Source organism: Ignavibacteriales bacterium (genome assembly GCA_026390775.1).
Lineage (GTDB): Bacteria > Bacteroidota > Ignavibacteria > Ignavibacteriales > Melioribacteraceae > Fen-1258.
The window spans coordinates 393,815-409,153 of record JAPLFF010000003.1; the positions used below are offsets into that span (position 1 = coordinate 393,815).

12 protein-coding genes are annotated in these 15,339 nt (G+C 34.4%); 7 read left to right on the forward strand and 5 right to left on the reverse strand.

What is annotated here, in order from left to right; genetic code table 11:
- Positions 1 to 15 precede the first annotated feature (15 nt).
- Positions 16 to 627, reverse strand: coding sequence for a glycerol-3-phosphate acyltransferase (locus tag NTZ27_02055; protein ID MCX6173521.1), 612 nt, complete (start codon positions 625 to 627; stop codon positions 16 to 18).
- A gap of 281 nt (positions 628 to 908) precedes the next feature.
- Between NTZ27_02055 and glgP the strand changes: the two genes are divergently transcribed.
- Genes glgP through sthA form a run of 3 tightly spaced genes read left to right on the forward strand, consistent with a single transcriptional unit; the run spans position 909 to position 5,891 of the window.
- Positions 909 to 3,479, forward strand: a complete 2,571-nt coding sequence (gene glgP / locus NTZ27_02060; GenBank protein ID MCX6173522.1) for an alpha-glucan family phosphorylase — start codon at positions 909 to 911, stop codon at positions 3,477 to 3,479.
- Between the two features lie 35 nt (positions 3,480 to 3,514).
- Positions 3,515 to 4,444 (forward strand): hypothetical protein, encoded by a 930-nt coding sequence (locus NTZ27_02065; GenBank protein MCX6173523.1) that lies wholly within the window; start codon positions 3,515 to 3,517, stop codon positions 4,442 to 4,444.
- A gap of 58 nt (positions 4,445 to 4,502) precedes the next feature.
- Positions 4,503 to 5,891 (forward strand): Si-specific NAD(P)(+) transhydrogenase, encoded by a 1,389-nt coding sequence (gene sthA / locus NTZ27_02070; protein MCX6173524.1) that lies wholly within the window; start codon positions 4,503 to 4,505, stop codon positions 5,889 to 5,891.
- Positions 5,892 to 6,143: 252 nt separating this feature from the next.
- Here the strand turns inward: sthA and NTZ27_02075 are convergent, their stop codons facing one another.
- The 3 genes from NTZ27_02075 to NTZ27_02085 form a co-directional block, all read right to left on the reverse strand.
- Positions 6,144 to 6,608 carry a hypothetical protein gene (locus NTZ27_02075; protein MCX6173525.1) on the reverse strand — a complete coding sequence of 155 codons (465 nt, stop codon included), beginning with the start codon at positions 6,606 to 6,608 and terminating at the stop codon, positions 6,144 to 6,146.
- Positions 6,609 to 6,786: 178 nt separating this feature from the next.
- On the reverse strand, positions 6,787 to 7,335 hold the full coding sequence (locus NTZ27_02080) for an AbiV family abortive infection protein (protein MCX6173526.1): 549 nt from the start codon (positions 7,333 to 7,335) through the stop codon (positions 6,787 to 6,789).
- A 133-nt stretch (positions 7,336 to 7,468) separates the two neighbouring features.
- Positions 7,469 to 8,722, reverse strand: coding sequence for an MFS transporter (locus tag NTZ27_02085; GenBank protein MCX6173527.1), 1,254 nt, complete (start codon positions 8,720 to 8,722; stop codon positions 7,469 to 7,471).
- A 103-nt stretch (positions 8,723 to 8,825) separates the two neighbouring features.
- Between NTZ27_02085 and NTZ27_02090 the strand changes: the two genes are divergently transcribed.
- From NTZ27_02090 to NTZ27_02105, 4 genes are all read left to right on the forward strand, one after another.
- Entirely contained in the window at positions 8,826 to 9,764 is a 939-nt protein-coding gene (locus NTZ27_02090) for a Gfo/Idh/MocA family oxidoreductase (protein MCX6173528.1), read from the forward strand.
- A 12-nt stretch (positions 9,765 to 9,776) separates the two neighbouring features.
- Positions 9,777 to 10,352 carry an acyltransferase gene (locus NTZ27_02095; GenBank protein MCX6173529.1) on the forward strand — a complete coding sequence of 192 codons (576 nt, stop codon included), beginning with the start codon at positions 9,777 to 9,779 and terminating at the stop codon, positions 10,350 to 10,352.
- Positions 10,353 to 10,423: 71 nt separating this feature from the next.
- Complete coding sequence (locus NTZ27_02100) at positions 10,424 to 10,849, forward strand: four helix bundle protein (protein ID MCX6173530.1); 426 nt, start codon at positions 10,424 to 10,426, stop codon at positions 10,847 to 10,849.
- 120 nt (positions 10,850 to 10,969) lie between these two features.
- On the forward strand, positions 10,970 to 12,139 hold the full coding sequence (locus NTZ27_02105; GenBank protein ID MCX6173531.1) for a DegT/DnrJ/EryC1/StrS family aminotransferase: 1,170 nt from the start codon (positions 10,970 to 10,972) through the stop codon (positions 12,137 to 12,139).
- Between the two features lie 37 nt (positions 12,140 to 12,176).
- Here NTZ27_02105 and NTZ27_02110 read toward each other — a convergent pair whose 3' ends face one another.
- A complete protein-coding gene (locus NTZ27_02110) occupies positions 12,177 to 15,335 on the reverse strand; it encodes a T9SS type A sorting domain-containing protein (GenBank protein ID MCX6173532.1) in 3,159 nt (1,052 codons plus the stop codon).
- Positions 15,336 to 15,339 lie beyond the last annotated feature (4 nt).

Genomic DNA, 15,339 nt, shown 5'->3' on the forward strand with positions numbered 1-15,339 from the left:
TAGTAGATCCCTAATTTATTTTTTTTTCATTAATCTTTCTTTTAAAGGGGATGAGTGTTTGGAGATTATAATTAACATCACTACAGATACTAAAAATCCAAATTCAAAATTGCTGCGGGCATGAAAATAAGAAAATTTATTCATGACTGAAAAACCAAACACAGAAGAGACTGCTGTCATAATCGAAGCATAAACACTTGCAAAATTAATATCTCTACGAAATTGATAAAGGACACTCCACATAAAAATCCATATTACAATAACCGGAATTGATAAACCGAGTGAACCGCCAGTAGCAGTTGCTAAACCTTTACCGCCTTTTAAATTGAGCCATGGAGAATAACAATGTGATAATACTGCTGCGGTAATGCTAAGCATAGGGAAAATAAATTCAGGTCCAAATAATAAGATTGTGAGTATTGCACTTAGGAACCCTTTTAAAAAATCTATAATTAAAATTAGTAAAAAAATCCGTTTTGATTTTGTTATTCGAAATGAATTTAATGCTCCTACATTTCCGGAACCGGTTTGGGTAATATCCAAACCATGAGATTTTCTTAAAATAATAAACGCAGTTGGAAAAGAACCAATTAAATATCCGATTGTTAAACTTATTAAGTAATTCATTATTCCAAAGACTTAGTTACGGAACAAATTTACTAAAAATCATTAGGTTGTAAAACATTATTATCTCGATATAATTTATACTTTTATATTCATAGATAATGAATTGTTCCCAAAAGTAAAATAATGTGTTACCAGTTATATCGGATCATTAAGATTGCCGGCCATGTTCACAAATTTTATCATACATGAAAGATATACGTAATTAAGAAATAGTTAATTATTCAAAAAATATATATTAAATTTACTCTGCAAATGTTATTTGCTTACAAACGGAGAAATTGATGGTAGATTATATTGGAAGATTTAATGTTATTCCTTCTTTACCGGAAAAATTAGAACCATTACGTGAAATAGTTTATAATCTATTCTGGACTTGGAACCACGATGCCATTGAGCTGTTCAGAAGACTAGATCGGAAATTATGGGAAGATACCCATCATAATCCGGTATTATTGCTTGGTAAGATTAGCCAAGACAGACTAAATGAAATCGCAAATGATGATAGTTATATATCTCATATGAACCGTGTTTCGGTACATCTTAATGTTTATCTTGAAGAGAAAAGCTGGTATCAAAAAAATTATAAATATAACGGCGATAAATTTATTGCATATTTTTCTGCCGAATTTGGTTTAACGGAATGCTTGCAAGTATATTCAGGTGGTCTTGGCGTTCTCTCCGGAGATCATTTAAAATCTGCAAGTGATCTTGGATTGCCATTAGTGGGAATTGGCTTATGTTACAAAGAAGGATACTTTCAACAATATCTTACAAACGATGGCTGGCAGCAAGAGCGTTATGAATTAACCGATTTTTTCAATCAACCCATCTCGTTGGTTACAAACAAAGACAATTCACCATTAAAAATTGAAATGGAATTTCCCGGACGAAAAGTTGTTTTACAAATTTGGAAAATTCAAGTCGGTCGTATTCCTCTATTTCTTCTTGATACAAACGTTGCTGAAAATTCAGAAGAAGATAGAAAAATTACTCGCACATTATATGGCGGTAATATAGAAACAAGAATTCAACAAGAAATTGTTCTTGGTATAGGTGGTATGCGTGCATTACGTGCAATGAATATTAAGCCCTTAGTATGCCATATGAATGAAGGTCATTCTGCATTTCTTTCGTTAGAGCGGATCCGTCACTTAATAAAAAACCACAATCTTACTTTTGATGAAGCGAAAGACATTGGTTTTTATTCAAATGTTTTCACCACCCACACTCCAGTTCCAGCAGGAATTGATATTTTTCCAAATGATCTTGTTGAAAAATATTTCGGGCAATATTATAGAGATGAATTAAAAATTAGCGACAAAATATTTTACAGTCTTGGTACTATCATTAGAGAAAAACCAGCAGCTAACTTTAACATGGCACATCTTGCTATGAATATGGCAGGATTTGTTAATGGTGTAAGCAAACTTCATGGAAAAGTATCTAAGAAAATGTGGATGACCGGATTTGTTGATGTTCCATTTGATGAAATCCCTATTGACTATGTTACAAACGGTGTGCATATACATTCACATTTATCGAACGATATGCAGGAATTGTTGTACCGTTACCTAGGTGAAAAATTTATGCAGAACCCTTCCGATAAAGATGCTTGGAAACGAGTTGATGAAATACCCGATGAAGAACTCTGGCGTACTCATGAAAGAAGAAGAGAAAGATTAGTCGCTTTCGCAAGAAACAGATTAATAAAACAAATTTCCGAACGCGGCGGTTCTGTTTCGGAACTTGCATTTGCAAAAGAAGTCTTAGATGTACAAGCACTAACTATTGGTTTTGCACGAAGGTTTGCAACTTATAAACGGGCTACACTAATCTTTAAGGACGTTGATCGTCTTAGCAATATACTTAGCAATCCTGATTATCCTGTTCAACTAATTATTGCGGGTAAAGCTCATCCTAAAGACGAAGAGGGGAAGAAACTTATCCAAGAGGTTATTGCAATATCTAAAGAACCTCATTTAAGAAAGAAGATTGTTTTTATTGAAAATTACGATATGAATATTGCCCGCTACATGGTTGCCGGTTGTGATGTATGGTTGAATAATCCGCGCCGTCCTTTTGAAGCAAGCGGGACTTCCGGAATGAAAGTAATTGCAAACGGAGGATTGAATTTAAGTGTGATGGATGGTTGGTGGGACGAAGCGTTTACACCTAATGTAGGCTGGAGGATAGGCAATAGAGAAGAATATGATGATTTGGATTATCAAGATGAAGTAGAATCTCGTTTGATTTATGAAACAATTGAAAAAGAACTTGTACCAATATTTTATAATCGAGGTGAAGATAAACTACCGCGCAACTGGATCTCAATAATGAAAAATTCCATGAAAACTTTGGGATCAGAATACAATTCACACCGAATGGTTGAAGAATATGCTAAGAAATTTTATTTCGAATCTTATGAAAAACGAATGAACCTTATGAAAAATAATTGGGAAAAAGGAAAAGAATTTTCTCATTGGAAAAGTATTTTGTATGAAAATTGGAACAAAGTAAAATTTTTAAGTGTTACCGAAGAAGAAAAAAACGGCGATCTGAAATTTGGGCTTAAATATCCAATTCTTGCTGAAGTGGAACTTGGCGAACTTACTCCTGATGATGTAGAAGTTCAGATATATTACGGTAAAGTTGATGAGGGTGTGAATGGTTCTAAATATTCAATTACTATGGCTCATGTTGGCAAAAAATCAAAATCGGCTAAGTATGCATACCGCGGACAAATTGAATGTAACGATACCGGACAATTTGGATTTACCTTAAGAATACTTCCAAAACATCCTCAGTTAATTAATCCTTTTGAATTAGGTTTAATACGCTGGGCTGAAAATTAATAAACATATAACTAAACGGAATATTCAGAAAAAAAATGTTATTAGAAACTCTTGATTTGCGAAATAATGATCTACTGATTTACTCTCAGAATCTATTCAACTTCAATGATAGCTTTAAGATCATATTTAAGAATGAAAAGCAGAGAAGGCCGAATCGTATTAGTTACTTTGATGTTTGTTCTTATGTGAAAGATCCTTCACCAAAAAATTTGATCATTTACAGACTTCTTACTAATGTCAATCAACTAGACGCTTATTCAACTAAGTACGGATATTTTATTAAGATTAATAACAAAGTGGAATTAATTTATTTTGACCCGATCTTTGCAATTAAAGATTTACGCCATTTACGATTTGATCTTGATCCGTCAAGATTTAGATTTAAGATACAGCAAGTAGGATTAACTTCGTTAACAAAAAAAGAAGATGAACCTAACTTTGCAGAAGTTTATTGTTTTGATCTAAAAGCTGTTGAAGCTCAAAGTCAAAATGATAAAATATTTGCAGATGCAATTTTTGCTTTCGATGAAAATTATTCTGATAAAGAAATTCCAGAACAATCGGAATATGAAAAAGAAAAACCGGTGCAAGATTCTATAATTTCTTCTGATTCAAAGCAAGAATTAATACCCAAAGGGAAAAATATTTCCGAAGATGATGCTGATGTTAAAACTTCATTTAGATCTCCTACACCGCCGGATATTAGTAGAATTCAAGATTTACGTGAAGAAATTATTGTGATTTTAAAACAAGCTCTTGGAATACCAGAAGGCAGCCAAGATGTTTTGGCTTCATTCCGAAAAACTACTAATGTGATAGATGAAAATCCGTTTCAAAAAGAAAAGGATGAAATTAAAAAAGCTAATGCAGAAGTCCATAATATTTTTGATTTGTTCAAAACAACTAATAAATCAGACGAACTTTCTGCACGAGAGAGAGATTCTATTATTCTTAAGTTCGATTGATCTAACAAAACAAATTAGTATTTACAATCAAGCTATTTAATTTATTGGAAATCAGTTAATGGAAAATAAATACGACGTAATTATTATTGGCAGCGGACCGGGAGGCGAGGGCGCTGCAATGACTTGTGCAAAAGAAGGGAAGAAAGTCGCAGTTTGTGAAGAGTTCTCTCTTGTTGGAGGAAACAATACTCACAAAGGTACAATTCCAAGTAAAGCATTAAGACATGCAAGCCAAATTTTATATGACAGTAATAAGTTTGAAGGGGCTACTTACCAAGAATTATTAGTACAAACCGGAACTGTTATTAGATCTCAAGTTGAATTAAGACATGGTTTTTATACTAGAAACAATGTTGATTTGATTATCGGCCGTGCAAAATTTCTTGATAAAAATACTGTTGAAGTAACTGAATCAACAGGACTAAAAAAGAAGTATCGAGCAGATGCATTTATAATTGCTGTCGGTTCTCGTCCATATCACCCGCCAGACGTCGATTTTTTACATCCAAGAATAATTGATAGCGATAAACTTTTAAAAATAAAAGAAAATCCAAAAACGTTAACAATTTATGGTGCCGGTGTAATTGGTTGCGAATATGCTTCTATCTTCAGAGGATTAAGTGTAAAAGTTAATCTGATAAACACACGCAACCAGCTGCTGGCTTTTCTTGATGATGAAATTATTGATGCATTAGCATATCATCTCAGAGAAAATGGAGTATTGTTAAGACATGGTGAGGAATATGAAAAAGTTGTACCGGATGATTGCGGAGTTACAATTTATTTAAAGTCTAACAAAGAAATTAGAAGTGATTATTTATTGTGGGCTCAGGGTAGAACCGGTAATACACAAAACATTGGTCTTGAAGAACTTGGAATTAAAACTGATGCAAGAGGTTCAATACCGGTTAATGAATTTTATCAATCATCAGTTCCTAATATTTATGCTGTAGGTGATGTAATTGGTTATCCAAGTCTTGCCAGTGCTGCTTATGATCAAGGAAGATTTGCCGGAAGACATTTAATTTTAGGTGAGGGCACAACTCTAAAAATCGAAGATATACCAACCGGAATTTATACCATTCCAGAAATTAGTTCTGTTGGATTAAACGAACGGGAATTAACTGAGAAAAAAATTCCTTATGAAGTTGGGCATTCATTTTTCCGACATTTAGCAAGAGCACAGATAACCGGAAGAACAGTCGGTATGTTAAAAATTCTTTTTCACAGAGAGAATTTAAAAATTCTTGGTATCCATTGTTTTGGATATGAAGCTTCGGAAATAATTCATATTGGGCAAGCTATAATGTCACAAGAAGGTGATGGGAATAGTTTGATGTATTTCATCAACAGCACGTTTAATTATCCTACTATGGCAGAAGCTTACCGCGTTGCAGCTTTAAATGGATTGAACAGAGTTGAGTTGGGTAAAAAGTCTCACAACTAGTTTTGATTATTAATCCATTGAATCAATTTTAACTTTACCTCTGAATATTCATTATCATTTCAAACCGAACAAACGACACACCGATCAATGCTATTATCAGCATTAATTTTAGAATCTGTTGAAAAAGGGAAGTGAAACTTCCAAGACAATTCAAATAGAGAACATAATTTAATATTTCTGACCTCACCCGCCCGGCTTAGCCGGACACCCTCTCCTTACAAAGGAGAGGGGCAGGGGTGAGGTTGTCGATAATTATTTGTGCATTTTTATTATTGACATAGTCTTATTCAATTCTTTTAATTCGATAGTCTTAGGATCAATTGATGCTAAAGTTTTGATTATCGCCTTTAATCCTTCCATATTTTTTTCAGCTTTCATTATTATTTCTTCGTGTACGCCTTCATCTTTCATATCCATTATTAATAACTGTATGGAAGAAGATGAGTTGTGCAGAATGTCCTGCACTGTACGCATGATTGCATTAAATACTTCTATCCTTTCATTAATAACTTTTCTATTCATACTCATATAGAACAGCAATAATCCGAATAATAATAAAATAGTTGTAGGAATTATCCAGTAGTATTTTTTACTCTCTAAATACTTAATGAAATCAAGAAGAGGGTAGATGCCAAGAACATAATTTACAAATAGTGTCAGCAAAACAACTATTACAAATAGAATGATGATTGTGGAATTATTTTTTAATAATTTCATTGTACACCTGAATATGCATTGAGAATTTTATTAACTATCTATCGGCTGGCTGGAACGATTTTATTTTAAGCTTGCCCACACCTTTTTGGTGGGAATCTGTTTTTGTAATGTAAATAAATAATTACAAAAATACCGTATAGAAAAAGCGGTTGCTGTTGAGGCGCGGGTTAGGCGATTATTATTTTGCTAATGCTTCTGTTCCAATTCTTTCACTATAATATTCTATCGAAAGTATATGATGAATATATTTCTCAACTTCCACAATGATTTGTTTTGCTGTTTTAGCATTAATTTGTTTTTGAGGAATCGAAGGAGTATAATCTTTTAAACAGTCTACGTAAAGTGAATCCATTCTTAATTTGAAAAGTGGCTTTGCATTTTTATTATTGTATTCAACCGTCCAAGGTGAAGTTCGATCAGTATTTATTACTATTTTTCTATTATTATATGAAGTTTTAAGATCGTGACTTCGAAATGATAACCAAAATTCTTCTTCCGAAGCTACTCCCGTAATATAATCCGAAACTAATTGTCCTTTACCAAATTCTTCATAAGATGTAAAAGCAAGCGCGAAAGCCCTTGGATATCTACGATGTTTATATAATAGTTTTGCATCATTAAGTAACTCAATTGAATTTTTAATACAAGAACGCCTTAAATTCCACAATTGTGGAATATCTCTCCATTTTTTCCCAGACGATTCAAGACGACTTTTGATTGTTTGCATAAAATATTTTTTCGCCTAACTATTAATTATACTGCATAAAATTAATGTATAGACGCCACATGTGGCGTCTAAAAAACAAATGAGACGGGATGTACCTGCCTGCGGTAGGCAAGTCCCGTCTCTACGAAAAAAATTATTTTTCTTTCACAACAAATTTATTATACAAGTACATAAAGAAAGCTGCAGAGAGTCCGATGGCAATCATTGAATACCAAACATATTCCGGATGACCAGACGCTTTCGAGTTTTGATATAACCATCCTCCGAACGGATCTCCTACAAATCGTGCAATAGCAATTGGTAAGAATGCATAACCTTGATATAATCCTTGCTGACCTTCGGGTGCTATCTTAGAAATATATTCATAATATCTTGGTGCTTGCATAGCTTCGCCGATACCAAATGCAATAATTCCGGCTGCTATTGTTATAATACTCGGCTGAATCCAAATAATAATCCAAATCAAACTTGAAACTGCAAATCCGCTTAGAATAGCATTCGGGGTTGACATTTTTTTTGTCAATCTATTAATTGGTATTTGAAAAAGAATTATAGCGCCTGCACCGGACCAAGATTGTAGAATTTCGTAAGAGAAAAAATTTGGTATGTAATCAGTTACATAATAAGGAACTATGATAAACTCTTGCCAAAAAATAATCCAATAAAGCGAGTAGATTAATAAAAAGATCATGAATTTGAAATTGCCAAGTACAACAAACAAATTGGTAATTTTTTTCCCGAGTGATTCAACTACAACGGCTTCTTTTGCATTCTTATAAAACAATGAATTAACTGCAAGCATTGCAATACAACTTGCTGCTGATACCAGATAAACAAATTCATTACCAAAACTATCTCGTACAAAGTAAGCTATTGTTGGTCCAACCATTGCACCGATATTTACTAACCAATAATAAATTGCATAACCGAGAGATTTAACTTCTTCTTTGGAAGTTACTGCAACTGTTCCGAGAACCGACGGTTTAATAAATGATCCGCCGAATGCTGTAAAAACTAGAAAGCTCATTAGCAGCCAGTAATTTGGAGCAGTTCCATATATACCGGAGAATACCGACATTCCCATCGAGCCGATTAAAAAATATCCTATAGCAAGAATTGAAAATGCGATACTGAATGCGCGGCGGAATCCCCATTTGTCAGCAAGTGTACCGGCAAGAATTGGTAATAAATAAATCAACCCTCCAAACATACCGGAAAGTTGTCCGGCTTCGGATTCAGAAAAACCTAAGTTGTTTCTTAAGTAAACCATAAAAACAATTTGCTGACCGTAGTATGCTAAACGTTCGAACAATTCCATTCCGTTTGCAACCCAGAATGAACGGTGAAAACCGGTTTTTACTTTTTGAATTTCTGCAGTAAGACTCACAATGACTCCTGTACGATTTGAAGTTGGGCAAATTTAATCTAATTCCATATAGTTATTCAAACACTATTTGCTAAATTTGACAATAAAATTATTGCACTTAGTTATGAAAAAGTTTGCCTTAACGGGAACAGCCGGATACATAGCTCCGCGCCACTTGAAAGCAATAAAAGAAACCGGGAATCTTCTTGTTGCTTCGTTCGATCCGCATGATTCCGTAGGTGTGTTAGATCAATTCTTTCCGCATGCTGATTACTTTAATGAGTATGAAAGATTTGAAAGATATCTCGTAAAACTTTCACAGCACAATAATTCTAAGATTGATTTTCTAAGCGTCTGCTCTCCAAATTATTTGCACGATTCACAGATCAGATTGGGATTAAATCTTGGTGCAAATGTTATTTGTGAAAAACCAATTGTTCTATATCCTCAAAATTTAGATTCGCTGGAAGAACTTGAATCGAAATCCGGGAAAAAAGTTTATACAGTTATGCAGTTGAGATATCATCCTTCGATAATTGAGCTTAAAGAGAAATTAAAAACTGCTGCAAATAAAAAACATGAAGTAGAACTGACTTACATTGCTTCACGCGGAAATTGGTATCATTATTCATGGAAGGGTGAAGATGAAAAGAGCGGAGGCATTGCAACAAATATCGGGATACATCTTTTCGATCTGTTAATATGGTTGTTCGGAGATGTTCGAAAAAGTGAAGTATATCTTTCTGATAATAAAAAAATGTCCGGGTCACTCGAATTAAAAGATGCAAATGTTACATGGTTTCTATCTATTGATGAAAATGATCTACCGGCTGAAATTCGATCACACAAAAAAATGATGTACCGATCTATAAATATTGATGGTAATGAAATAGAATTCTCAGACGGATTTGCAGAACTTCACACAAAAGTTTATCAAGAAATATTAAAAGGAAACGGATTAGGAATTTCAGATGCTCGTCCTTCGATCGAGACAGTTTATAATATCCGTTTTGCAAAAGTTTCTACTAAGAAAGATTTTATTCATCCATTACTTCGAAAATAATTTGAGGTGGAAATGAGTTACTTCAAACATGATTCCGCTTACATTGATGAAAACGTTGAAATTGGTGACGGAACAAAGATATGGCACTTCTCTCATGTTCAGTCGGGTGCAAAGATCGGAAAGAATTGCATCTTAGGTCAGAATGTAAATGTCGGTTCGAATGTTGTAATAGGAAATTTTGTAAAAATTCAAAATAACGTTTCTGTTTATGAGGGTGTTACGCTTGAAGATTATGTTTTTTGCGGTCCTTCAATGGTCTTCACAAATATTATTGACCCAAGAAGTAAATATCCGCAAGCCGGTTCAAAATTTTATATCAAGACATTAGTAAAAGAAGGAGCTTCATTTGGAGCTAACTCAACAATTATTTGCGGACATACAATTGGTAAATTTGCATTTATTGGTGCCGGTGCAGTTGTAACGAAAGACGTTCCCGATTATGCTTTGGTAGTTGGTAATCCGGCTAAGCAAGTCGGATGGTTAAGTGAAGCAGGACAGAAATTAATTTTTGATAAAGATGGCATGGCTAAATGTAGTAAGTCAAACAAAAGTTATAAACTGGGAAAAGGTAGAGTGGTTGAATGTTAGAATGAATTAATGCTTGGATGTTTGATTGTTTGGATGATTGTAAACAATAGAAAATAATTTTTGGGGGAATTATGAAGAGTGAGTTTTTAGAAAGAAACAAAAATATTAATCGTGGTTTTCGAAAACTTGAAATATGGAAAAAGGCGGTGGAAATATATCGTCTAGTTCATAATGTGATACAGAAGAATCGAGATATACCATTTAAAGTAAAAGCTCAGATTGAAGATTCAGCTTTATCAGTATCCAGTAACATCGCCGAAGGTTATTCAAGAAGAAGTATAAAAGAAACTTTAAGATTTTATGAAATAGCTTTAGCATCATCAGCTGAAAATTATTCACAAATATTTACACTCTTTAATGCAGAGCAGATTATGGAAGATGACTTTAATGATTATGATGCCAAATCATATGAATTTGAAAACGGACTAATTAAAATGAATAAGAGTTTAATCAGCAGAATGAATTCCGGGCAAGAGTGGAATTTAGATTATGAATAAGATCATTTGTTCATCCAAACAATCAAGCAATCAAACATTCAAACAATCATGCATCCCAAATACAAAACTGTAATACATTATATAGCATGGTTATTTCTTATACTTTAAACCGGAGTAGAAATGAAAGTCCCTTTGTTAGATCTTAAACCTCAGTATCTATCGTTAAAAAAAGAAATTGATGAAGCTGTTCAACGCGTTATTGATTCGCAATATTTTATCATGGGTCCAGATATTCAAAAACTTGAAGAAGAAATTTGCCGATATCTAAAATGTAAAAAAGCAATTGGTGTTTCATCAGGTACAGATGCATTACTGTTGGCTCTGATGGCGCTTGATATTCAACCGGGTGATGAAGTTATCGTGCCGACATATTCTTTCTTTGCAACTGCAGGAGTTGTTGCAAGATTAAATGCGATTCCGGTTTTTGTTGATTGCGATCCGGTTACTTTTAACATTGATCCAAAAAAGATTGAAGAGAGAATAACTTCAAAAACAAAAGTGATTATCCCGGTTCATCTTTATGGACAAAGTGCTGAAATGGTTGAGATAATGCTCATCGCAAAAAAACATAATATAAAAGTTGTTGAAGATGCGGCTCAAGCTATTGGAACACAATATAAAGATGGAAGGTTTGTCGGAACGATCGGTGATATCGGATGTTTCTCATTTTTCCCGAGTAAAAATCTTGGCGGATTTGGAGATGGCGGGATCGTAACAACAAATGATGAAGCACTTGCAGAGAAACTTAGGATTATGCGTGTTCATGGAATGGAACAGAGCTACTATCATAAAGTTGTTGGTGGAAATTTCAGACTTGACGCACTTCAAGCAGCAGTACTTAGAGTTAAACTTCCTCGTCTCGATTCATGGTCCTCAAAGAGAAGAGAAAATGCTTCTGCATATACAAAATATTTTATTGAAGAGGGTCTTGCTGTTGGTGAAGGGTTGCTAAATTTTGATGACAAGAATAAAGTGCTTTTACCAAAAGCAATTTATCAAAATACCGGACATAAAAATTTTCACATTTACAACCAGTATATAATAAGAGTACAAAATAGAAACGCACTTTTGGAATTCATGAAAAAGAAAGAAGTTGGTTGTGCAATTTATTATCCCGTTCCTTTTCACAGACAAGAATGCTTTGCCTATTTGAATTGTAAGGATGCAGAATTTCCAAATTCAAATTCAGCTGCAGAAGATTCTTTGGCATTACCGATTTATCCTGAGTTATCAAACGAACAAATTAAATATGTAGTTGATTCGATTTCAGAATTTGTAAAAAATAAATAAAAAAAAAGCCCCGATCAGATCGGGGCTTTTCACATCTTTATTTCATCAGCATTATCTTTTTCGTTACAGAGTAATTACCTGCATTCATTTTAATAAAGTAAACACCACTTGCTAAATTATTACCGTTCAATTCTATCTCATGATTTCCAATCTGCTGTTCAGAATCTATCAAAGTTAATATTTGCACACCAAGAACATTATATAAAACTAATTTAACATGAGTTGTTTGAGGTAGTGAATAACGAATCTTTGTAGATGGATTGAATGGATTTGGATAATTTTGATATAAAACATAATTGGAAGGGATCTCATTTATATTATCTTCAACACCCGTTGAAACACTTAAGACGGCTGCAATCCACATATCGGCATCTAAGCTTACGCTTTGGATGGAATATTGTGAAAACATATCGTGGTACGTTCCATCACTCCACTTTTCCCAAGCCCTTTTTTGATTTTCACCTTGAAGGTTCGGATCTGCAAGAATTGCGAATGAGTCATCAATACTTCCAGTCCATTCAATGCCAATGAAAAATGGAGAGGAAACGGAAAGCGGGGTATCGAGTACAAATGTATTATAAACTACACCTTTGTTGGAAGTATCAATTATAGAAACTGAGTAAGTTTTAGAATATAAAAGATTTTGCGGTGCACCAGCGGTCCCTACACTTCTAACAACAACATTAAAATTATCAGTTGCCCCAACAATTTTCTTAACGGAAAAATAAATTCTAGCTGCCGTTAATTGACCACTGCCTGTAAAATCGAATCTTTGATATTTGCCAATGTCTAAATAGGAATTTGCACCAAAAACATAACCTGTATTTGCACCAGATAAGGTATATGTTGTGCCGTTACCATTTCCATAGAATAAAACTTGAGTAGTTGTTGAACCGCTAATCGCTAATTGAACAACTAGACTTGCACTACTAAGATTATTGGATGTGTCAAAAGCTTTTAACATGAACCAATAATTTCCTGCCGCTAAGCCGGTTAATGTTATTGATGTTGAATTGATAATCAGAACAGGGGAGTTACCTTGATTTGCACCGGTCGCAGTAGTATAATTAATTCCGTCGGTGCTATAATATAAAAAGTAGCCTGCTAAATCCGTTGCAGTATTAGCATTCCAAGTGAATGAAGCAGAACCTGATCCGGCAACTTGACCGCTGAATCCTTGAGGCGCAGATGGCGGGACTGCATCAGGTACATTAACAGCCCGGTTAAGAATCTTTGTAGTTAAACCGGTGGCGGCGATCGATAAATTGTAACGATTGAATCCGGATATTGCTGGATTAGCAGTGATAGAGAAGTCGGCTGTTGCAGTTGTACTTGCATTTATAGTTCCCACAGTTCTAACAAGAGTTACTGAAGACAACCCTTCAAATAATGCTAAGGTTACAACTACATTCGTTGCAGCAACAGCACCTGTGTTAAAAATATCAAGGTGAACAGGAAAAGGATTTGGAGTTAACACCCCACTTGAGAGTAATAAACTAGATGTGGCAGTAACAGAAATTGCTAACGGCGGTTGAAGATCAACGCTGGGTCTTATACTTCTTTGCGCTTTATTATTCGATTCGTTTGATTCTATAATTTGATTAGTAGGATCAACTTTAACAACCAGCTGATGATACTCCGGACTTGTTGGAACTTTGTAAGTAAAACTAAATGTACCGGTTCCATTAACAGCGATTGTTGAAATAGTACCATTGCCAATTAATGGTGCATTTCCACCGGCATCCGGGTCACCATCATAAGCATAGCACAAAACATTTGATGCCGCTATACTTCCGTAATTATGAACAGTTACGGTAACGGTAATATTATCGCCCGCGTTAATATCCGCATCTGTTTTACTGTATGCAATATCACCTGTAGATACCGCTAAGTCAGGATAATCTGATGAATAAGCTAACGGCATAAAATCAGCACCGTATCCACCATTGCTTTGTACTACAGAGGAATTTTTTGTGGATTCGATTTTATAGACATAATGACCATCAGTAGAAGTGAAATTGTAATATTGACCTTCATTTAAAGTACCGGTATAAACTTGTGTTGGAGTTGGATAAGGGAACAGAGTATAGTCACCAAGTCGAGTTATTGTTACATTATTTCCTGCTTCGAAAGAAAATACATAAATGCTACTCCCAATAGTAGGCATAAAAAATAGTTTCCCAAATCCATGACCTGTTTCATCAATAGCTCTCGTCATATATTGGTAAGCACCGGTGAATTCCGGGGCAAAAGGAATATTCGCTGCCGACACAGATCCAGTAGATGTAACAGACCAAAAAGTTGGAGCTGTAATCCTCTCGCTATAAACTTGACTCCTTTGAAGAGTAACTGATTTAATTGTAGCGCCTGTAGCAAGATTTTTTATTACAATATTATTATTATCTGCATAAGATGTTACCGTAATAGTGTTTGCCCAAGAACCTATATATGCAGAATATCCATAGAATAAAGTGCCAACGAATGTTCCATTACTTGCAGGCACATAATAATCTTGATCGGTATAAGACAATGCTGAAATCGGTTTTGTGCCGATGACTTGAAGAGGCGTGCTAAACGGAATAGTTCCAGATGCATTGAAAGAATAATATTGTCCTGCATTCAATGTACCTGCTGCAAGAACAGCACCTGTTGTTAGGTTTTTAACTGTGAACCCGGTGTTATCATTATAAGCGAACACAATAAAATCATTTCCCGTATCTCTATATCCCATCATCCAGGTACTTAACTTTGTTGAAACTCCTCTACCGGCTTCATCTATTGCGAAATAACCATTTGTTGTATTTGTAAATGCATCTCCAACAAGTACAGTATATGTTTTATTGCCGACAATTCTATAAACTCCGGCTCCGATTGAAGTCCAGCTTTTATAACTGTCCACAGTTAGTGTTTGACTATATTTCAATACATTGGATGCATCATATACAGATATTTGTGTGTTATCGAAATAGGAAAAAACAGCAATATCACCAAAAGTATAAACAGTAGTACTGAAATCACCGTTAGTTTCTTTTGGCGTTAAAAACTGATTAGAACCAAGTGAGGATTTAAATATTTCCGGTGTCTTTGTTGCCTCCGGGTAAGCCTGCCGTAAATTTTGAGCTTGATAATTAAGTGAAGTGAAAAGAAAGATTAAGAATAAAAACAACAATTTGGATTTATCGTAAATTGGTTTCATAGTT

Bases quoted from the DNA above. Each gene is read 5' to 3' on its own strand.
- NTZ27_02055 (MCX6173521.1), bottom strand. From the start codon at position 627: ATGAATTACTTAATAAGTTTAACAATCGGATATTTAATTGGTTCTTTT.
- glgP (MCX6173522.1), top strand. From the start codon at position 909: ATGGTAGATTATATTGGAAGATTTAATGTTATTCCTTCTTTACCGGAA.
- NTZ27_02065 (MCX6173523.1), top strand. From the start codon at position 3,515: ATGTTATTAGAAACTCTTGATTTGCGAAATAATGATCTACTGATTTAC.
- sthA (MCX6173524.1), top strand. From the start codon at position 4,503: ATGGAAAATAAATACGACGTAATTATTATTGGCAGCGGACCGGGAGGC.
- NTZ27_02075 (MCX6173525.1), bottom strand. From the start codon at position 6,608: ATGAAATTATTAAAAAATAATTCCACAATCATCATTCTATTTGTAATA.
- NTZ27_02080 (MCX6173526.1), bottom strand. From the start codon at position 7,335: ATGCAAACAATCAAAAGTCGTCTTGAATCGTCTGGGAAAAAATGGAGA.
- NTZ27_02090 (MCX6173528.1), top strand. From the start codon at position 8,826: ATGAAAAAGTTTGCCTTAACGGGAACAGCCGGATACATAGCTCCGCGC.
- NTZ27_02095 (MCX6173529.1), top strand. From the start codon at position 9,777: ATGAGTTACTTCAAACATGATTCCGCTTACATTGATGAAAACGTTGAA.
- NTZ27_02100 (MCX6173530.1), top strand. From the start codon at position 10,424: ATGAAGAGTGAGTTTTTAGAAAGAAACAAAAATATTAATCGTGGTTTT.
- NTZ27_02105 (MCX6173531.1), top strand. From the start codon at position 10,970: ATGAAAGTCCCTTTGTTAGATCTTAAACCTCAGTATCTATCGTTAAAA.
- NTZ27_02110 (MCX6173532.1), bottom strand. From the start codon at position 15,335: ATGAAACCAATTTACGATAAATCCAAATTGTTGTTTTTATTCTTAATC.